Raw genomic sequence first — 19,720 nt, forward strand, 5'->3', positions numbered from 1 at the left:
CGGTTCTCTATTCACCGCGAAGGGGCGATGGTGGCCGGACGTTTGACGTAGCCGCCCATGCCGTCGGGCACGATTTCGGTCAGCACGATGCCGTTGTCGGAGATCGCGTCGATCTCGCCGTAGTTCTGGCCGAGGTGGTCGCCGCGCCGCACGCGATGGATAACGTTGTCGGGCGCGCCCACCAGCGCATAGGTCGTGGCACCGCGGGTGATGGTCCCCACCATGCGCAGCGCATCCAGCGGAAACGCTTCGAGCGCTTCGCGGGGGCGGTCGATATCCGGTGCCACGCCCGAATTGCTGCGTGTGTCACGTTCCGGCGTGGTGGGCGTGAAGGGCGCACGGCGGCCGTCTGCACGATAGGTGTAGGGGGTATAGGGCGCGATTTCGGGAATCGGTTCGATCGGTGCGGCCGGGCGCGCCTTGACCTGCTCGACATAAGTCTGCAGATCGGACGGCTGGTTGCCACAGGCCGCTACCAGCGCGCACAGCACGCCCATGCCGGCAAGGCGCGTGGTACTCATCGGGTGCCGGCCTGTGCGGGCTGGGACACGCTGACGTCCTCGTCCAGATAACGGTAGGTGTTCGCGCTCATACTCATGCGCAGCTTGCCGCTGTCTGCGTCGGTACCGCGGATGGGTTCGATCTTGACGTCCTGGATGGTCACGATCCGCGACAGCGCGGCCACGCCGGAGACGAAGCGGCCGAACTCGTGGTAATCGCCGATCACGATGAGGTCGTTGGGCAGTACGGCATAGAAATCGCGCATCTGCTCTTCGCGCGGTTTGAAAAGCTCTTCCTCCAGCCCGCTGGCCAGCCGGGTCTGGGAAATATCGTTGAGCAGGCTCGGGACTTCGGTCTTGCTGGGCAGCTGCTGGAGCAGGGCGCCGAACTGCGCCTGCATGGTCTTGAGTTGTTCGCGATAGGCATCGAGATTCGCCACCAGCCGCTGCTTGACCTCGAAGGTCTGCTTGAGCTCGATCTCCTGAGCCTTGGCGCGAGCCAGTTCCTCCTGTTTGGGCAGCACGAAGTACCAGGTGCCGATCGCCAGGATGGTCAGCGAGACCAGCCCAATGGCCAACGCGTAGGCCCAGATCGGCCAGCTGCCGATATTGTTCTGGTCGAGACTGCGCAGCTCGTCGAGATAGGCGCTGAGTTTCTTCATGGCGATTTGGCCGTCGCGCCGGGCGCCGTGGTCTGGGACGTATCTTCGGCCGGCGCGTTGGGGTTGGTGCTCGTGACGGTCAGCGTGAAATCGGCAAAGCGCTGGGGACCGTTCTCGCTCGACTTGATGACGATCAATCGCGGGTCGGCGAACCAGGGGGAGTCGTCGAGATTGACCATGTAATCGGATACTCGCGCGTTCGACTGCGCCACGCCGTCAAGCGTGGTGGTATCGCCCTGCTGGGTCAGTCCGGTGAGATAGACCCCGTCGGGCAGCGTGGCCACGAGCTGATCGAAGTAGTGCACGATCGACGAGCGCGACTGCTGCAGCTGCTCGATGATACGCATCCGGTTGATCAGACCCTCGCGGGTCTTCTGCAGTGCACGGATCTCGACCAGCTGCTTGTCGGCAGTGGCGATCTGGTCCTGCAGAAAACGATTCCGGCTCTGCTGGGCGTCGATCAGGTGGTTGTAATAGAGCATGGGCAGAATGCCCACGATGAACACGCTGACCAGCGCGGCGAGCACCAGGAGCGTGAGAAAGCGTTTGCGCTTGGCTTCGCGTGCGGCGGCGCGCCAGTCCAGCAGGTTGATACGAACCAGATGACTCACCGAAGCGACCTCAGCGCCAAGCCGGAGGCCACCATCAGTGCCGGGCCTTCCTGATCGACGTGATTGCGGCGTGCGGCACTGCTGGCGAGCATGCCGGCCAGCGGATTGCCCACGCTGATCGGCCGGTCGATGCGCTGGCCCAGCGCAGCCTCCAGACCGGGGAACAGCGTCGCACCACCGACCAGCAGAATCTGGTCGATGGCCTCATCGCGCGAGGCGGCGGAAATATAAAACTGAAGGGCGCGTTCGATCTGGCCGGCCAGGCGATCGGCGAATTCGCGGATATCGTCGGCGATCGTCGCTGCGTCGAGCTCGTTCGTGCGCAGGCGTGCGCGCAGCTGGTCCATATCCTTGAGCTCGTGCCGATCGACAAGCCGTGTAGCCAGCGCATGCCCGCCAAAGGCCAACTCGCGCGAATAGACGCTGCGTCCGCGATGCTGGACGCTCAGGCGGGTCTGGTGCGCGCCGACATCGAACACCGCCACGCTGCTCGTCTGGGTTGCCAGTGCCGGATTCTGCTCGATAAGCAGCGAGCAGGCGTTCTGCAGTGCGTACTCCTCGACGTCGACGACCCGCACGGTCACGCCGGCCATGTCCAGTGCGCCGATCCGAGTCTCGATGTTCTCCCGTCGGCAGGCAACCAGCAGCACCCGATTGACGCTCGGGTTGTTCGGATCGCGCTCCAGTACGTGAAAATCGAGGTTGACCTCGTCGATGGCATGCGGGATGTACTGTTCGGCATCGAAGCCGATCTGCTGCTCCATCTCGGCGTCGTCCAGGTCGGCCGGCATGTCGATGACCTTGCTGATCACCGATGGCCCGGAGACCGCAATCGCCGCATCGCGGGTTCGCGTGCCGGCACGCTCGAGCGCGCGCCGCATCGCAGCCGCGACGGCATCCGGGTCGGTGATCTGGTCATTGGCCACCGCTTCGGGCGGCAGCGCCTCGCTGGCATAGCTGAGCACGCGGTAGGCGCCGGGGCGGCCGTCCAGTTCGAGCAACTTGATACGTGTGGCGCTGATATCCACGCCCATGAAAGGACGTGTGCCCGGTCTGAAGAATTGCTCGAAAAACCCCATCCGATTCCCCCTGATCGGCCGACCCTCGTCTGCAGGCGGGAGTTAGCACGCGGCGTGCCATTTTAGGCACGCGAGCCCCCCGGCGTGCCCTCCAATGTGTCGTTCCGCGGCATACGAGCGGCAACTATAACCCAGATGCGCGTCTTGGCAATCGGAAGAGCCCGGTTTAAGCGGTTGAATACGCGCGTCAATTGGCACATTGTGACGTAAGGCGTCACAAACCGACGTCCGGCAAAAAATCGCGCGGGCCGTTATCATGTCCCGGGTTTTTCCTCTAGCGGCTCGCCAGCCGTGCCTTGCCGATGAAAGCGATGCCGCGTGCGTTGAAGTTTCTTGTCGTGTTGGTTGCCGGTCTGCTCTCAGCGGCCACGCTGGCCGTCTGTGTCGTCGGGGGGGTATATCTTTACTTCGGACCCCAGTTGCCCCAGGCCGGGGATATCGGCGAGCCGGAGCTCAACGAGCCTTTGCGGGTGTACACCGCCGATCGCAAGCTCATCGGCGAGTTCGGCCTGGAGCGGCGTCTGCCGCGTACCTACGATCAGATTCCGCCGGCCATGGTCCAGGCTTTCGTGGCCGCCGAGGACGACCGTTTCTTCGAGCACCCCGGGGTGGATTACCAGGGCATCATCCGTGCGGCGGTCAATCTCGTGGAGACCGGGCGCAAGACACAGGGTGGCTCGACCATCACGATGCAGCTGGCGCGCAATCTGTATCTCAGCAACGACCGTACCTATGTGCGCAAGATCAAGGAGATCATTCTCGCACTGCGTATCGAGTCAGAGCTGACCAAGGAGCAGATCCTCGAGATCTATCTCAATAAAATTTATCTGGGCAATCGCGCCTACGGGGTAGGTGCGGCCTCGGAGGTGTACTACCACAAGCCGCTCGATGAGCTCACGCTCGCCCAGATGGCGATGATCGCCGGGTTGCCCAAGGCGCCGTCCCGCTACAATCCGTTGGCCAATCCCGAGCGCGCCAAGGAACGTCGGAACTACGTGCTGAGCCGCATGCACGCGCTCGGCGAGATCGACGATAACGCGTTCGAGCAGGCAACGGCCGCGCCGGTGACCGCCGGCTCGGGCAGCAGCAAGGCGGCCGACGATCGCTACGAGGCCGACTACGTGGCTGAAATGGTGCGTCAGGATATTGTGGCGCGCTATGGAGACGAGGCCTATACCCAGGGTTTCGATGTCACCACGACGCTCGACAGTACACGTCAGCGCGCCGCCAACCGGGCGCTTCGGCGGGCGCTGCTGGGCTACGACGAGCGCCACAAGTGGCATGGGCCCGAAGACACACTCGATGCAGCCACACTCGACGATGCCGCCGCGCTCAAGAACGCGCTAGAGCAGTTCAGCGTCGAGGGCGGGCTGGTGCCGGCGGTGGTCATGAACGTGGGCAAGCGCTCGATTACGCTGACCACCGAGCAGTATGGTCAGATCGAACTCGAGGCCGGCCAGATTCCCTGGTTGGGCAAGAACGATACCGCCGGCGCGCTGGTTTCCCGGGGCGACGTGGTTCGGCTGGCCTATACCGGCAGCAAGGACGACAGCAAGGCCTGGACGCTGGCCGAGGTTCCGGACGTGCAGGGCGCTATCGTCGCGTTGAACCCGGACAACGGGGGCATTCAGGCGCTGGCCGGCGGCTTCGATTTTTCGTTGTCCAAGTACAACCGCGCGGTACAGGCCCGTCGTCAGCCGGGGTCGTCGTTCAAGCCGTTCCTGTATTCGGCTGCGTTGGCCAACGGCTTCACCACGGCCTCGGTGATCAACGACGCGCCGGTGGTCTACGACAGCCCGGGGCTGGATAATTCGTGGCGCCCGCAGAACTACAGCGGTCGTGTCTATGGCCCTACCCGGCTACGCGAGGGGCTGGTGCATTCGCGCAATCTGGTATCGATCCGGCTGTTGCGCAGCGTCGGAATCAATACCGCGATCAAACACATCAGCCAGTTCGGTCTGCCGGCCAATCAGATGCCGCGGGATCTGTCGATGGCGCTGGGCAGCGCCTCGTTCTCGCCGCTGCAGATGGCCCAGGGGTATGCGGTGTTCGCCAACGGCGGGTTCCGCGTCAAACCCTATTACATTCAGAAGATCACCGACGGCCGCGGCAAGACGCGCTTCGAGGCCGACCCGCAGGTCGCCTGTGAGAGCGTGGCCGGCTGTCCGTTTTTGAATGGCAGTACCGATGCATCGCGTCTGGCGCCGCGTGCCATCACCGCTGACAATGCCTATCTTGTAGGCGACATGATGCGCGATGTCATCAAGCGCGGTACGGGTCGGCGCGCGCTCACGCTCGGGCGCTCCGATCTGTCGGGCAAAACGGGCACTACCAACGACCAGATCGATGCCTGGTTCGTCGGCTTCAACGCCGATCTCGTAGCGATCAGCTGGGTGGGTTTCGATCAGCTCAAGCCGATGGGACATAGCGAGACCGGCGCGCACGCGGCATTGCCGATGTGGATCGATTTCATGCGTACGGCGCTCAAGGGCAAGCCGGAGGATCCGCCGGCGCGCCCGAGTGATCTGGTGACCGTGCAGATCGACCCGGAGACTGGCCAGCGGGCGATCTACGGCGGCGGGATGCCGGAGATATTCGCTCCGGGCACGGCGCCGACCGAGGAGGAGGCACGCCATTCCGGCCGGAACGCGCCCTCCCACGAGGTCGAACAGTTGTTCTGAGCCCCCAGGGTTGGCTTCATAGCGCGGAGAGATCGACATGGCCAGCGCACGCAAGCAGCAAGCGCAACGACAGCATATGGCGCAGCTGGCGGCACGTCTGATGTCCGAACAGGGCATTCGTGATTTTCGTATCGCCAAGCAGAAGGCCGCGCAGCACCTTGGCATCGATGTGCGCAACAGCATCCTGCCCAAGAACAGTGAGATCGAGACGGCGCTGGCTGAACATCAGCGCCTGTTTGCCGGCGGCTCGCAGCCGGCCCGCCTGCGCGCGATGCGCGAGGCTGCATTGCAGGCGATGAAGCTGTTTGCCGATTTCCGCCCGCGTCTGGTTGGAGACGTTCTGTCGGGCTTGGCCGACGACCACTCCGATATCCAGCTGCACGTCTTCGCCGAGCAGTCGGAGGCCTTCGATCTGTTTCTTCAGGGTCAGGGCATTCCCTTCGAAATCGTCGAGCGACGTTATCGTGTCGGGCGCGATGCGCATCGCTTCTATCCGGCCTTCCGATTCGCCGCAGGCGAACACGGCTTCGAGGCCACGCTCTTCGCGGCCGGCGAAATTCGCGAAGCACCACGCAGCCTGGTCGACGGGGCGCCGATGAAACGCGCGAGCGCGGGTCAGCTCGAACAACTCATTGCCGATGACGACATCCGCGAACGACTCGCCGGCCTCTAGGCTCGCGCCCGGTCGACCGGCCCGAAAATGGCCGGTGACCGTCACCGTGATCATGGGCACGGTCGCGGTGGTGCTCAACGCGACCGTCGTCAACGTCGCCATCCCGCCGATCATGGCCGATTTCGGCATGAGTCAGCTGGCCGCCCAATGGCTGGCTACGGGCTTCATGGCGGCGATGACCGCGACCATGCTTGCCAGCGCCCGCATCATGGAACGCTTGGGCCAGCGGCGTACTTTCGAGATCTCGATCTGGCTGTTTCTAGTCGCCTGTCTGATTGCCGCGGCCAGTCCCACCAGCGGCGTGATGATCGCCGCCCGGATACTTCAGGGGGCGACCGCCGGCATCATTCAGCCACTAGCCCTCGTACTGATTTTCGACGTCTTCGAGGACAACGAACGCGGCAAGGCGCTCGGGCTCTACGGCATGGGCGTGGTGCTGGCGCCCGCGCTCGGTCCAGCGGTCGGCGGTGTGCTGATCGACTGGCTGTCGTGGCGCGCGATCTATCTGCCGGGCATTCCTTTCGGCCTGATGGCGCTCTGGGGCGCGAGACGTTATCTGTCGGATGACCGGCCGGCGCGAGTCGTGCCCTTCGACTGGCTGGGCCTGGCGTTGTTGTGCGCAAGTCTGGCGCTGCTGCTGATCGGCTTGTCGGAGCTCACCGAGGCAACACGGGTCGCCGCGGGGCTGATGGGCACCGGGCTCGTGGTACTAGTCGCCTTCATCGCGCGGATGGCTCGTGCCAAGTCGCCATTGATCGATCTGGCGGTGCTGGCCTATCCACGGTTTGCCCTGGCCAGCGTGCTGGCGATGGTCTATGGCGCCGGACTGTATGGTTCGACTTATCTGGTGCCGTTGCTGGCTCAAAGCGTGCAGCAGTTCTCGCCGAGCCTGACTGGTCTGGTGATGATGCCGGCCGGGCTTGCGCTGATGCTGATCTTCCCGATATCCGGCCGACTGGCCGATCGTATGCCGGCGCACCGGTTGATTCTGCTGGGTTGTGCCGGGTTTGCGCTGGGCATCGCCGGAGTGGCGACCAGCGGCCCGGCCACCGGCTTCGTTGTCCTGGCCGGCTGGATCGCCTTCGGCCGCATGGCGCTGGGCATCATGATGCCCGCCTTGAATATCGGCGGGCTCCGCAGTCTGCCCGATTCGCTCACTCACCAGGGCTCGGGCATGATCAACTTCACCCGTCAATTGGGAGGCGCGTTCGGGGTGAACCTGTTTGCCTTGCTACTCCAATGGCGGGTCGGCGCGGGTCTGGAAGGGCATGTCGATCTGCAGCGGCTGTTTGCAGGCGCGGCGAATACGCCCGATACGCTGAAGGCCTTGACAATCGGCTTCCGCGAGACCCTCATAGTGTTGTCGCTATTGTTTGTTCTGGCGATGGTATTGGCAGTGGCGATGGGGAGACTGCATGCAAAATTTCGAACGAATTCTTCTGGCCTATGACGGCAGCGAGCAGGGGCGGGTGGCGCTCAGACGTACGCTGCCGCTACTGGGCGCCGGCGAAGTCGAGGTGCACCTGCTGGCCGTGGTGCCGCTGACCGGTGCGGTTGCCGCCGCCGAGGGTTTTTATACCGAGAGCATGTACGAGGCCGAGCGCGAGCGGATCGAAAAGATCCTTGCTGAAGGTGTGAGCCTGCTCGAGCAGCGCGGCATCGACGCACAGGGCCATCTGCGGGCAGGCGAGCCGGCTCATCAGATCGCCAAGCTCGCCGAGGAACTCCGGGTGAATCTGGTGGTGGTCGGCCACCAGCGCCGCGGCGTATTGGCACGTTGGTGGCAGGGTTCGGTCGGCGCCTCCCTGCTCGATCGGCTCGACTGCAGCCTGCTGGTCGCCCAGGCCTGTGAGGCGGATCAGCCGTCGAGCTGACCGCGACGGCTCAGTCCGGCACGTATCCAAGCCAATCGTGTTCGGTATCGCCGAACGCGATGAACCACTCGTTGAGCAGACTATCGGTGACGTTGTAGCGCAGCGTCTCGCCCTGCGTATCGGTCACCCGCCCGCCCGCGGCGGCGAGCACGGCATGGCCGGCGGCGGTATCCCACTCGCTGGTCGGACCCAGTCTTGGATAGAAGTCGGCGGCCCCTTCGGCGATCACGCAGAACTTCAGCGACGAACCCATGGTCACGGGTTCGTAGTCGGGCATGCGCGCCAGCAGTTCGTCGATCTCGGGCGAGCGATGCGAGCGTGATACCAGCACGCGTGGGCGGGCGGCGTTGGCGGGCACGACTCGAATCGCCTGCGGTGCGGCGTCGCCGATCTGGCGGAACGCGCCGAGACCGCGGCCCGCGAACCAGACCGTGTCGAGTACCGGTGCGTACACCGCGCCCAGCACCGGCTCGTGATCGCGTATGAGCGCGATGTTGATGGTGAACTGATCGTTTTTCTTGACGAACTCGCGGGTGCCGTCGAGCGGGTCGATCAGCCAGTATTCCGGCCACTGAGAGCGCGTATCGAACGCGATGCTCGCGCCTTCCTCGGACAGCTGGGGTGTGTCGGGGGTCAAACGCTCGAGCGCTGCCTTGATGCTGCGATGGGCTGCCAGATCGGCCTGGGTCAGCGGGCTGTCGTCGTCCTTGGTCTGGACATCGAAGTCGCTGTGGTAGATCGGCAATGTCTTCTGGCCGGCGGCAACGGCGATATCGCAGATCTCGTCGAGCAGGTCGCGCGTGATTTCCATGGCATTTTGCGGTAAGCGAACACGATCGCGCATCATACCTGTCGCGCGTTCGCGGCCCAATTGCGGCGTATCGTGATTGCCGTGATGCCCGCATGCCGATCCGCGCGCCCGTCGTGCTGTGCCGAGTGGCTAATCGAGCGCGCCGCGCCGAACCAGTTGATAACAATTGGCGGACGCACGGACGCACGGACGCACGGACGCCGCTGCCGAGCTCGCCGCGGGCGACGAGCGGATATCGCTGACGAAGCGCTGTATCGTCGAATGAATGGCACTCGACGGCCGTCGGCACGCGCAGTGCGAAGGCGGTCTGCTAGCGGCCGAATTCGTCAATCTGCCAGCTTCGGCCGCCGATGACGCAGCCGGCCCCGGTGTCGGCGGCCAGCTGCCTCGGTTGTTTTTCGACCGCGGGCCGCGAGCCAAGCTCGAAGATATCATCCAGCGATGCGCATTCTCAGGCGGCCACGGCGCATGCTTTCCACGCGTTCAGGCGCGGCGAGAGCGTGGGCGTCTCGATCCGCCGTTGCGCGACCCGCCGCGGCGTTTGCGGGGACGGCGGGCCGGTACGGTCACGTCGTCGGCGAAGGCATCGGCGGTCGGCATCTCGGCCTCGATCTTGTGCTCTATGTAGGCTTCGATATCCGGCAGCGAGTACACGTACTCCTCGCAGGCGAACGATATGGCACTACCGGTGTTGCCGGCACGTGCGGTGCGGCCAATCCGGTGTACATAGTCCTGGGCATCCTGGGGCAGATCGTAGTTGATCACATGCGTGACGTCGGGAATGTGCAGCCCGCGTGCCGCCACGTCGGTGGCCACCATGATCGGCAGTTCGCCGGTCTTGAACTGTTCGAGTAGCCGCAGCCGCTTGTTCTGAGCGACATCGCCGGACAGCGTGGCGGCATCGAAGCCGTTGGCGTTGAGCCCGTCCTCGATGAACTCGGCGGTACGTTTGGTATTGATGAAAATCAGCGTGCGGCCGTTGTCGATCTGGCGCAGCGTGCCGATCAGCAACGCGAGTTTGTCGTCCTTGGAGACGTGATAAAGCTGCTGCGTGATCGCGCCGATATTGACGGTCTCGGTATCGGTGCGGATCAGCGTCGGGCTGTTCATGTGCTCGTAGGCCAACTCGAGCACCCGATGGCTCAGGGTCGCCGAGAACAGCAGGTTCTGGCGGCGCTCCGGGGCAGGCATCTTGCGGAACAGATAACGGATGTCGTTGATGAAGCCCAGATCGAACATGCGGTCGGCCTCGTCGAGTACCGCCACCTCGATCGCTTTGAGCGTATAGATCTTCTGCTTGTAGTAGTCGATCAGACGCCCCGGTGTGCCGATGAGCACGTCCACGCCGTCGGCGATGGCCTGGCGCTGCTCTTCGTACCCGGTGCCGCCGTAGCAGACCACGCACTTGAGGCCGGTGTCCGCGGCCAGCGGCAGGGCGTCCTTATAGATCTGGTCGGCGAGTTCGCGCGTGGGTGCCAGTATCAGCGCGCGCGGCTGACTGGCCCGGGCGGGCGCGTCGTCGCTGGGCTGGGGCTCGTCGCGCAGCAGCCGGTGCAGGGTGGCCAGCAGAAACGCGGCCGTCTTGCCGGTGCCGGTATGGGCCTGGCCGGCGATATCGGTACCCTTGATCGCCAGCGGCAGCGTTTCGGCCTGGATCGGCGTGGCGTGGGTGAACCCTCGCGCGTCGAGCCCGGAGACGATGGTCGGGTGCAGTCCGAGGCTGTCGAGCCGCGTGTCGGTGAGCAGCTTTTTCTGTTCGGTCGCCGCTGGGGAGGATGTCTGGGTCATATTGGCCTTTTCGAGACGGGTGGGGTCAGGTGTCGCACACGAAACCACACAGGGGTTGAAAAACGTGCCGAGATAGGCTCCAATAGCCTTCACCGTTGCGAAGACGACATTTCGCTGCACTGTTCGAGTCGTCTCGACTCGTAATCCGGCACGGTTTTTCCAGCAATCCGCACTATAACAGCTTGTGATCTCCACGGTTGTCGGATGCTCGGTCGGAGCGCGCCCGTGGCTGCAGCTTGCAAACATTCGTTCGTGCCCTTAATTATTTGACCGTATGCGCATCTGCCGCATTGCCGGCACGACGTGACAGCCCATTTGTCCTTTCTCATTCTTCGAGGACGTTCATGAGTGAAAACATCGTAAAAGTCAGTGACGACAGTTTCGATAAAGACGTGTTGTCAGCCTCCGGCCCCGTACTGGTCGACTACTGGGCCGAGTGGTGCGGCCCATGCAAGATGATCGCGCCGGTCCTCGACGAGATCGCCGACGAGTACGAAGGCAAGCTCACGGTCGCCAAGCTCAATATTGACGACAACCCCAACACGCCGCCGCGCTACGGCATTCGTGGTATTCCCACGCTGATGCTGTTCAAGGACGGTGAGGTAGCCGGCACCAAGGTTGGCTCCGTGTCCAAGACCCAGCTGGCCGAGTTTGTCGATCAGCACATCTAGACCGTATCGGGCCACCGGCAGCCGTCGGTGGCCCTTTCGATCGCATCCGCCGGATGCGATCCGCATGAAGCGATTCCCGCGACCTGCATTTTTCCAAGCGGAGCACCCAATGTTTCGCTGCAACCCGTAGATAGCCGTGTCCGAAGAAACACTCGACGAACGCCAGACCAAGGATTCCAATAACAATGGCGGAAACGGTGGCGGCAACAACCGCCGCGGCCGACGCCGTAAGAATCCCAATAGCGGTGGTGGCGGAGGCGGGGGCAACAACAAGCCCCGCAACAATAATGGCAATCGCGGGCGCGGTGGCCCCAACAAGGGGGGCAACAACCCGCCCAACGAGGATATCGACGAGGCCGAATTCGAGGCCTACGCCGGTGTGGCCGGTGACGGCCCGATCCTCAACCTGAGCGAGCTCAAGCGCAAGACCGCTGCCGAGCTCATGGAAATGGCTCAGGAGATGGACGTCGAGAACCTTTCGCGGATGCGCAAACAGGATCTGATCTTCGCCATGCTCAAAGCGCATGCGAAGTCGGGTGAGCGAATCTACGGCGACGGCGTGCTCGAGATCCTGTCCGACGGCTTCGGTTTTCTGCGCTCGTCGGAATCGTCTTACATGGCCGGGCCCGATGACATCTATGTCTCGCCGAGCCAGATCAGACGTTTCTCGTTGCGTACCGGTGACAGTATCGAAGGCCGTATTCGGCCGCCCAAGGAGTCCGAGCGCTACTTCGCGCTGCTCAAGGTCGACCAGATCAACGAGGACCCGCCCGAGAAATCCAAGGGCAAGGTCCTGTTCGAAAATCTCACGCCGCTGTTCCCGACAGAACGGCTGATCATGGAACTGGGCAACGGTTCCACCGAGGACATCACCGCGCGCACGATCGACCTGGTCGCGCCCTTCGGCAAGGGCCAGCGCGGCCTGATCGTCTCGCCGCCCAAGGCCGGCAAGACGATGATGATGCAGAACATCGCCCAGTCGATCGCTCAGAACAGTCCGGACTGCCACCTCATCGTGCTCCTGATCGATGAGCGGCCCGAAGAAGTCACCGAAATGGAGCGTTCGGTGCGCGGTGAAGTGGTGTCATCGACGTTCGACGAACCCGCCTCGCGCCATGTCCAGGTCGCCGACATGGTGATCGAGAAGGCCAAGCGGCTGGTCGAGCACAAGAAGGATGTGGTCATTCTGCTCGATTCGCTCACGCGTCTGGCACGTGCCTACAACACGGTTGCACCGTCCTCCGGCAAGGTGCTCACCGGTGGCGTGGACGCCAACGCGCTTCAGCGGCCCAAACGTTTCTTTGGCGCCGCGCGTAATGTCGAAGAGGGCGGCAGCCTGACCATCATCGCGACTGCGCTGATCGAAACCGGCTCCAAGATGGACGAGGTCATCTACGAGGAGTTCAAGGGCACCGGCAACATGGAGGTCCACATGGACCGCCGTATTGCCGAGAAGCGCATCTACCCGGCGATTCACGTCAACCGCTCCGGCACGCGTCGCGAGGAGAAGCTGGTCCCGCAGGACGAACTGTCGCGCATGTGGGTGCTACGTAAGCTGCTTCACAGCATGGACGACCTGGCGGCGATGGAGCTGCTCATCGACCGCATGAAGCAGACCAAGACCAACGCCGAATTCTTCGACTCGATGAAGCGCTGAAGGCGCACGGCGAAACGACAGGCGGGCTGCGGCCCGCCTTTTTTTGTGCGTACCACGCCCGTCGGCCGGCGCAGGCTCCGGCCGCCATGTCGCTTCGGCGTGTCGTGGGCTGCCGGGCGAAATCGTTGTAGAGCACGTGCTCGGGTTAGAGCGCCGAACGCCGATCAGCGGGCGGCCGGCTCGTCGAGGATCGGCTCCACTACGCCAGCCATGTCGTCGGCGGTCTGGCGCCATCCGCGTGACAGGCTGTCGACCAAGGCATCGTAACCGTCGCTGGATAATGGAATGCGGCGTTCGAAGCGCCGGCCCGCGGCAGTCTGACCGTCCGGGCCGACGAGTGCCCAACGTCCACCGATATGCGCCTGGCCGTCGTAATGGCCCATGAACTGGTCGACATGCGTGGTCAGGTGCCATGCCTGCGCAGAACTCGCATGTCCGCCACGCTGGACCGATACATCGTCGAGCCGCGCGACCAGCGCATTGTATAGCCCGCCGGTGAGCTGGCCGGCCAACGGCGAGGCCCAGCGGTTGTTGTTGGCCATGACCACACGATGCGGCCCGGTCTGGTAGACGATACCGTTTTCATCCAGGAACGATGCGACGGTCACCGGATCGACGATCAACACGGGCGCGGCGATTCGCTGGGCGCCGGCGCCGGCATCGCCGCTGTCGAGCAGGAACATCGACGGCGTGTTCGCGCTGCCGGCGCAGCCGGTCAGCGCGAGTAGCCCCGCAAGCAGAATCCATCGAAGACAAGTCATCGGGCGGCCTTTGGAATGGGGTCGTCGCCGTCGGGCGGACCGAAGATGAGCGCATTCGGGGCGTTGCGCAGTGTCCGGGTCAACGGCGCGGCATCGTCGAGTACGCGGTTCAGCCGGTCCATCGTGCGGTTGAATTCGCGATAGGCGGGCGCGCCCTGCTGGAAGCTCTGGAGCGTGTTCTGCATCTCGGCCAGCGATTGCCGGACTTCGCCGGGCAGTGCCCGCGTGTCGGAATCCGAGAGCAGGCGATTGATGCTCTGGGTCGCGGTATGCATTTCGTCCAGCGTGGCGTTGGTGGTGTCCAATGTGTGTTTGAGATCATCCACGATCGGGCGGACATCGATGGCATTGAGGCGGTCCATCAGGCTCGATAGCTGCTGCTGAATGCTGGTGATGCTGCTGGGCACGCTCGGGAACACCGGGTACTGGCCAATCGTGCTGGCCTGGTAGGTGGCGTTCTTTTCGAACTGGGTGTCGATGAACGTCGATCCAGTGAGTAGGTTGCCGGACTTGATCGTCGCGCGCAGGCCGTTGTTGAAGAATTTCTGCAGGTTGTCGCGCCACTGTCGGTCGGTCCAGTCGGCCCAGGCATTGGCCGGGCGCTGGGGCTCGATCGCGACGAGTACCGGTATCTTGAAGTTCGAAAAGCGCTTGAAATCGAAGTCTTCACGAAAATACGGGACTTCCTCGACCGTACCGATGCGCAGGCCGCGATATTCAACCGGGGCGCCTGCCGACAGGCCACGGACCGAGTCGTCCAGCAGGATCACGTATTCGATCTTGTGATCGTAGCGATCCTGCGTCGCGGCATTGCGGGTAGCATAGAGTTCGTAGCGGTCGCCGTTGCTGGCCTGACTGCCAGGCGTGACGTCGTCGGGTGTGCCGAAGGTCACGCCGCCGGCGAGCACGCTCTGGATCGAGCCGAGCTGGACATCGACGCCGTCCGAGCCGAGATGAAAGTCGACGCCCGAGCGCAGCCAGAACTGGGTGGTATGGGTGACGAGCGTGGAGAACGGCTCGCGGATGAAGATATGGTAGTCCATGCGCTTGGCATCGACATTGAAGTCGGCGGACTCGATCTGGCCGACGGTCTGGCCCTGGTAGATGATCGGGTCGCCCACGGCCAGCGAGTTGTCGTTATTGCTGGTCAGCTGCAGCGACAGCCCGGGTTCGTCCGTGGATATCGCCGGTGCACTGTCGCGTACCGTAAAGCGGCGCTTCTCGGTATCGCTGCTGCCCGGCTGGAGCTGGATATAGGCGCCGGACAGAATGGTGCCTAGCCCGCTGATGCCCTGGCGACCAACCCGCGGTTTCACGATCCAGAAGCGGCTGTCGTCGACCAGCAGCGGGCCGGTGTCTGGATCCATCTGCACGGTCACCACGGCGCCCTGGTAGTCGTCGGCCAGATGCACATCGGTGACGTGGCCAACCTCGACGCTGCGAACCTTGACCAGCGTGCTGCCGGCTTCCATGCCTTCGGCGGTATCGACCGACAGCGTGATTTGCGGGCCCTTGGAAATCACGTTCTGATATATCAGCCAGGCGCCGATCAGCGCCGCACCGAGCGGGATCAGCCAGACCGGGGAAATGCGCCAGCGCCGCGGGCGACTGATGACCGCCTGGTGGGCCGTATCGGTGCCCTCTCGCGTGGGCTGGTTGTCGGCATCGTCGGTCATGCGTGGTCCAGGGCTTTTCGTGGCTCATCCGCGTTCTGCCAGAGCAATCGCGTGTCGAAGGTCAGCGCCGCAATCATGGTGATGACCACGACCGCGGCGAACGACAATGCGGCGGGGCCGGGGTGGATGGCCATCAACGCGCCAGCCTGAACCAGTGAGCCGAGGATCGCGACCACGAACACATCGATCATCGACCAGCGTCCGATCTTCTCGGTAACCCGATAGAGCCGCGTACGCTCGAGCGCGTTGCGTTGACGTCCGCGCCGCGCGGCCACGCACAGCCAGGCCAGGGCAATGATCTTGCTGATAGGAACCACGACGCTGGCGACAAAGATGACCAGAGCGATGGGCCATGATCCGGCTGCGGCCAGATGTACCACGCCGCCGATGATCGTCTGCGGCTCACTTTCGCCCAAAGTCACGGTCGATAGAATCGGATAGACATTGGCCGGAATGTACAGGATCACCGCCGTGGCTAATAGCGCCCAAGTCAATTGCGTGCGATCGACGCCGTGTGCCAGGTGACGTTTGCCGCAGCGCGGGCAGCGATGGGCCGGATTGATGGCAAACGGCGTGTCGCAGGCATGACAGACCATCAACTGCTGGCTGCGCCCGCTGCGATGAAAATCCAGCGCACGGCCGAAATCGCTCGCCAGCACCGGATGCGGGGCGATGGCATCCCACAGGGTGACCCAGTCGACGAGGCTGAATGTGCGGATGAGCAGTAACGAATAGATACAGAAAGCCACGAAGGACGGCCCGATCTGGATATCGGCCAGTGACACGATCTTGATCAGGGCCACGAGCACGCCCACGATGAACACGTCCGACATCAGCCAGGGCTCGAGCGGCCGCAGCAGGCGGGCGAGCGCGATCGCCCCCGGCAATCGTCGGTCCGGGCGCGCGCCGGCACATAGATAGATCAGGGCCGCCAGGTACAGTCCGGGCAGCCCGACCGTCGTTGCCAGCAGCAGCGCGGCCAGGGACGGGTAGTCATACCCCAGCAGCGATCGCGCCGCATCGATGAACGACATCGTATGACCGATGCCGCGCGTCGAGAAACTGAGGAAATCGAAACAGAAGACCAGACCGAGCATGAGCGCGGCTGCGATTGCCCATGAAAGCGTGATCTGCACATCGCGTTGTGCCGCGGCCGCGACATGATGATGGCAGCGATGGCAGTGCGCCGACTCACCGGGGGCACGCGCCGGGAGAATCATCAGCTGGTCGCATTGTCGACACAGCACCACGCGACCCCTACCGCTGGCATTGGCTATGCTCATGGTCGAGGTCCCTCCGAAACGCGGCGATAGGCCGGGCCGGTAGCTTCCGGCCCGGCGCGGCGTCGGCTAGCGCTTGTCGATATTGACGTAATCGCGCAGTTCGTAGCCCGTATAGACCTGACGCGGACGCGCGATACGCATGCCGGGATCGGCCATCATCTCGGACCAGTGGGCGGCCCAGCCGACGGTACGCGCGATGGCGAACATCGGCGTGAACATGTTGATCGGTATGCCCAGCGCCTGGTAGATGATGCCCGAGTAGAAATCCACGTTCGGGTAGAGCTTGCGCTCGACGAAATAGTCGTCTTCCAGGGCGATACGCTCGAGCTCCAGGGCCATTTCGAACAGCTGGTTGTTCTGCATGCCGAAGTGCTCGAGGATTTCATGGCAGTAGCCACGAATGATCGTCGCACGCGGATCGAAGTTCTTGTAGACGCGGTGGCCGAAGCCCATCAGGCGGAACGGATCGTCCTTGTCCTTGGCCTTCTCGACATACTTGCCGACCTGCGAGATGTCGCCCACCTCGTTGAGCATGTTCAGCACGGCCTCGTTGGCACCACCGTGTGCCGGCCCCCACAGAGCCGCAATGCCCGTGGAGATGGCCGCGTACGGATTGGCACCGGTCGATCCAGCCATGCGCACCGTCGACGTCGAAGCATTCTGCTCGTGGTCGGCGTGCAGGATGAACAGCACGTCCAGCGCCTTGGCGGCGACCGGGTCGACTTCGTACTCCTCGGCCGGCACGGCGAAGCACATGCGCAGGAAGTTCGAGGCGTAGTCGAGATGGTTCTTCGGCCCGATCTTGGGCTGGCCGATCGAATGCTTGTAGGCGGCCGCCGCGATCGTGGGCATCTTGGCGATCATGCGCCGGGCGAAGATTTCGCGATGCTCCGGATTCCGGATGTCGGTGGTGTCGTGATAGAACGCCGACAACGAACCGACGATGCCGGTGAGCATGGCCATCGGATGGGCGTCGTAGTGGAAGCCGTCGAAGAACTTGACCAGCGATTCGTTGAGCATCGTGTGATGCGTGATCGCATGCCGGAACTCGTCCATCTCCGGTGCGGTCGGCAGTTCGCCGTTGAGCAGCAGGTAGCAGACTTCCAGGAAGCTCGACTTCTCGGCCAGCTGATCGACCGGGTAGCCGCGATACATCAGGATGCCGTTCTCGCCGTCGATGAACGTGATGTCGGACTTGCAGCTGCAGGTGGCCGTGAACGCCGGATCGTAGGTGAACACGCCCTGCTTGGTGTTGAGTCCGCGCACATCCACGCCCGGCGTGCCGAGACTGCCCTCGATCACCGGTAGTTCGGTGCTCTGGTCGTTGCTCGGATTACTCAGCGTAAAGGCTTTTTCGGTCATCTACGATCTCCCGGTTATTTTCCCGCAGTGGACTGGTCTTCAGTCCGTTTGGGTGTCGACCACCGGCTGCGGATAATGCGAAGGGTATTCGGTACGCGCCACGCCGGTATCGATCGCGGCCTGCGCGACGGCGGACGGTATGAAGTCGATCAGGCGCGGATCGAACGGGCTCGGAATGATGTAATCCGCGCCGAACGACATCTGCTCCTGGTCGTGGGCTTCCAGCACGCTGTTGGGCACCGGTTGGCGGGCGAGTTCGCCCATGGCCTTGGCAGCAGCCACGCACATCTGCATGTTGATGCGTCGCGCGCGCACGTCGAGCGCGCCGCGAAAGATGTAGGGGAAGCCAAGGACATTATTGACCTGGTTCGGGTAATCGCTGCGGCCGGTTGCCATGATCAGGTCGTCGCGCACGCTCTTGGCGTCCTCGGGGCTGATCTCGGGGTTCGGGTTCGACAGCGCGAAGATCACCGGCCGGGCGGGCATGGAGCCGATCTGCTCCTTGGAGACCGTATCCGGGCCCGACAGACCGATGAACACATCGGCGATCTTCATCACATCGTCGACCGTGCGTAGATCGGTCTTGCTGGCAAACCGTGCTTTCTGTTCGGACAGGTCGTCGCGATCGCTGTGAATCACGCCCTTGCTGTCGCACATGTAGACGTTGTCCAGCGTCGCGCCCATCTCCAGCAGCAGGTTCATCGAAGCCACGCCGGCCGCGCCTGCGCCCATGCACACGATCTTCGCATCCGCGAGCGTCTTGTCCTGCAGCTCGAGCGCGTTGATCAGTCCGGCGGCCACGATAATCGCGGTGCCGTGCTGGTCGTCATGGAAGACCGGAATATCCAGGCGTTCGATCAGGGCCGCCTCGATCTCGAAACAGTGCGGCGCGGCGATGTCCTCGAGATTGATGCCGCCGAAGGTCGGCGCGATACGCACGACCGTGTCGATGAAGTCCTTCGGATCCTCGGCATCGAGTTCGATATCGAAAACGTTGACGTCGGCGAATTTCTTGAACAGAACGGCCTTGCCTTCCATGACCGGTTTGCTGGCCAGCGCGCCGGTGTTGCCCAGGCCCAGCGTCGCGGTGCCGTTGGAGATCACCGCGACCAGATTGCCCTTGGACGTATAGAGGAACGCATCCTCTGGATTATCGCGGATCGCCTTGACGGGTTCGGCCACACCCGGCGTATAGGCCAGGGACAACTCGCCATAGGTCGTGAAGGGCTTGGTGACCGAAATCGCCAGCTTCCCGGGCTTGGGCTTGGCGTGGTAGTCCAAGGCTTCCTGTTTGCGCGAGTATTCGGCCATGCGGCGTCTGTCGTGTCCTGCGGGTCGGCGCTGCGGTGCAACAACGTGCGCCCCAAGCCGTATTGAACGAATCAGCGAGTATACCGACGCGGTGGCCTCGCGACTAGCGAAGCCACGGCCGCTCAGCCGTTTTCCGCCTGAGCCCGGATTTCGGCCAGACGACCGTCGGCGGCGACTTCGATGATCAGCTCGATCGGCTGGCAACAGACGAAGCAATCCTCGATATAACGCTGCGAGCCGGCCGAACAATCGACCACGACGGTGATTGTTTCGCCGCAGTAGGGACAGGCGATTTCGGGTTCTTCGAGCACGTCGAGCCT

At 63.4% G+C, this 19,720-nt stretch carries 18 protein-coding genes; 5 read left to right on the forward strand and 13 right to left on the reverse strand.

What is annotated here, in order from left to right; all coding sequences use genetic code 11:
- Window positions 1-11 precede the first annotated feature (11 nt).
- Genes T31B1_RS13710 through pilM form a run of 4 tightly spaced genes read right to left on the reverse strand, consistent with a single transcriptional unit; the run spans window position 12 to window position 2,852 of the window.
- Window positions 12-521 (reverse strand): pilus assembly protein PilP, encoded by a 510-nt coding sequence (locus T31B1_RS13710; protein WP_353250075.1) that lies wholly within the window; start codon window positions 519-521, stop codon window positions 12-14.
- Window positions 518-1,162 carry a type IV pilus inner membrane component PilO gene (locus tag T31B1_RS13715; protein ID WP_353250076.1) on the reverse strand — a complete coding sequence of 215 codons (645 nt, stop codon included), beginning with the start codon at window positions 1,160-1,162 and terminating at the stop codon, window positions 518-520. Before T31B1_RS13715 ends, T31B1_RS13710 begins: the two co-directional genes overlap by 4 nt.
- A complete protein-coding gene (locus T31B1_RS13720) occupies window positions 1,159-1,773 on the reverse strand; it encodes a PilN domain-containing protein (protein WP_353250077.1) in 615 nt (204 codons plus the stop codon). Before T31B1_RS13720 ends, T31B1_RS13715 begins: the two co-directional genes overlap by 4 nt.
- Complete coding sequence (gene pilM, locus T31B1_RS13725; protein WP_353250078.1) at window positions 1,770-2,852, reverse strand: type IV pilus assembly protein PilM; 1,083 nt, start codon at window positions 2,850-2,852, stop codon at window positions 1,770-1,772. Before pilM ends, T31B1_RS13720 begins: the two co-directional genes overlap by 4 nt.
- A gap of 302 nt (window positions 2,853-3,154) precedes the next feature.
- Between pilM and T31B1_RS13730 the strand changes: the two genes are divergently transcribed.
- The gene (locus T31B1_RS13730) at window positions 3,155-5,533 is read left to right on the forward strand and encodes a penicillin-binding protein 1A (RefSeq protein WP_353250079.1); all 2,379 of its coding nucleotides are present in this window, start codon (window positions 3,155-3,157) and stop codon (window positions 5,531-5,533) included.
- A gap of 16 nt (window positions 5,534-5,549) precedes the next feature.
- On the opposite strand, the gene T31B1_RS13735 is transcribed toward T31B1_RS13730, so the two are convergent.
- A complete protein-coding gene (locus tag T31B1_RS13735; protein ID WP_353250080.1) occupies window positions 5,550-6,260 on the reverse strand; it encodes a hypothetical protein in 711 nt (236 codons plus the stop codon).
- Between T31B1_RS13735 and T31B1_RS13740 the strand changes: the two genes are divergently transcribed.
- The gene (locus tag T31B1_RS13740; RefSeq protein ID WP_353250081.1) at window positions 6,241-7,656 is read left to right on the forward strand and encodes a DHA2 family efflux MFS transporter permease subunit; all 1,416 of its coding nucleotides are present in this window, start codon (window positions 6,241-6,243) and stop codon (window positions 7,654-7,656) included. The two genes, T31B1_RS13735 and T31B1_RS13740, sit on opposite strands and share 20 nt — an antisense overlap.
- Window positions 7,622-8,080 carry a universal stress protein gene (locus T31B1_RS13745; protein ID WP_353250082.1) on the forward strand — a complete coding sequence of 153 codons (459 nt, stop codon included), beginning with the start codon at window positions 7,622-7,624 and terminating at the stop codon, window positions 8,078-8,080. Before T31B1_RS13740 ends, T31B1_RS13745 begins: the two co-directional genes overlap by 35 nt.
- Before the next feature lie 10 nt (window positions 8,081-8,090).
- Here T31B1_RS13745 and cysQ read toward each other — a convergent pair whose 3' ends face one another.
- A complete protein-coding gene (cysQ, locus tag T31B1_RS13750; protein ID WP_353250083.1) occupies window positions 8,091-8,891 on the reverse strand; it encodes a 3'(2'),5'-bisphosphate nucleotidase CysQ in 801 nt (266 codons plus the stop codon).
- A 483-nt stretch (window positions 8,892-9,374) separates the two neighbouring features.
- On the reverse strand, window positions 9,375-10,679 hold the full coding sequence (locus T31B1_RS13755; RefSeq protein ID WP_353250084.1) for a DEAD/DEAH box helicase: 1,305 nt from the start codon (window positions 10,677-10,679) through the stop codon (window positions 9,375-9,377).
- Window positions 10,680-11,023: 344 nt separating this feature from the next.
- On the opposite strand from T31B1_RS13755, the gene trxA reads away from it, so the two are divergent.
- Window positions 11,024-11,350, forward strand: a complete 327-nt coding sequence (gene trxA, locus T31B1_RS13760; RefSeq protein ID WP_353250085.1) for a thioredoxin TrxA — start codon at window positions 11,024-11,026, stop codon at window positions 11,348-11,350.
- 397 nt (window positions 11,351-11,747) lie between these two features.
- Window positions 11,748-13,007 (forward strand): transcription termination factor Rho, encoded by a 1,260-nt coding sequence (rho, locus tag T31B1_RS13765; RefSeq protein ID WP_502950996.1) that lies wholly within the window; start codon window positions 11,748-11,750, stop codon window positions 13,005-13,007.
- Between the two features lie 164 nt (window positions 13,008-13,171).
- On the opposite strand, the gene T31B1_RS13770 is transcribed toward rho, so the two are convergent.
- The 6 genes from T31B1_RS13770 to T31B1_RS13795 all read right to left on the reverse strand — a co-directional run bounded on the left by T31B1_RS13770 (window position 13,172) and on the right by T31B1_RS13795 (window position 19,711).
- Window positions 13,172-13,768: a PqiC family protein gene (locus T31B1_RS13770; protein WP_353250086.1), complete on the reverse strand. Its 597-nt coding sequence runs from the start codon at window positions 13,766-13,768 to the stop codon at window positions 13,172-13,174.
- Complete coding sequence (gene pqiB, locus T31B1_RS13775; RefSeq protein ID WP_353250087.1) at window positions 13,765-15,444, reverse strand: intermembrane transport protein PqiB; 1,680 nt, start codon at window positions 15,442-15,444, stop codon at window positions 13,765-13,767. The genes T31B1_RS13770 and pqiB overlap by 4 nt, the downstream gene beginning before the upstream one ends.
- The gene (locus T31B1_RS13780; RefSeq protein WP_353250088.1) at window positions 15,441-16,727 is read right to left on the reverse strand and encodes a PqiA/YebS family transporter subunit; all 1,287 of its coding nucleotides are present in this window, start codon (window positions 16,725-16,727) and stop codon (window positions 15,441-15,443) included. Before T31B1_RS13780 ends, pqiB begins: the two co-directional genes overlap by 4 nt.
- A gap of 66 nt (window positions 16,728-16,793) precedes the next feature.
- Complete coding sequence (locus T31B1_RS13785; RefSeq protein WP_353250089.1) at window positions 16,794-18,089, reverse strand: citrate synthase; 1,296 nt, start codon at window positions 18,087-18,089, stop codon at window positions 16,794-16,796.
- 39 nt (window positions 18,090-18,128) lie between these two features.
- Window positions 18,129-19,400 (reverse strand): malic enzyme-like NAD(P)-binding protein, encoded by a 1,272-nt coding sequence (locus T31B1_RS13790; protein WP_353250090.1) that lies wholly within the window; start codon window positions 19,398-19,400, stop codon window positions 18,129-18,131.
- 122 nt (window positions 19,401-19,522) lie between these two features.
- Complete coding sequence (locus tag T31B1_RS13795) at window positions 19,523-19,711, reverse strand: CPXCG motif-containing cysteine-rich protein (RefSeq protein ID WP_353250091.1); 189 nt, start codon at window positions 19,709-19,711, stop codon at window positions 19,523-19,525.
- Window positions 19,712-19,720: the final 9 nt, after the last annotated feature.

It is taken from the genome of Salinisphaera sp. T31B1, from assembly GCF_040361275.1.
Lineage (GTDB): Bacteria > Pseudomonadota > Gammaproteobacteria > Nevskiales > Salinisphaeraceae > Salinisphaera.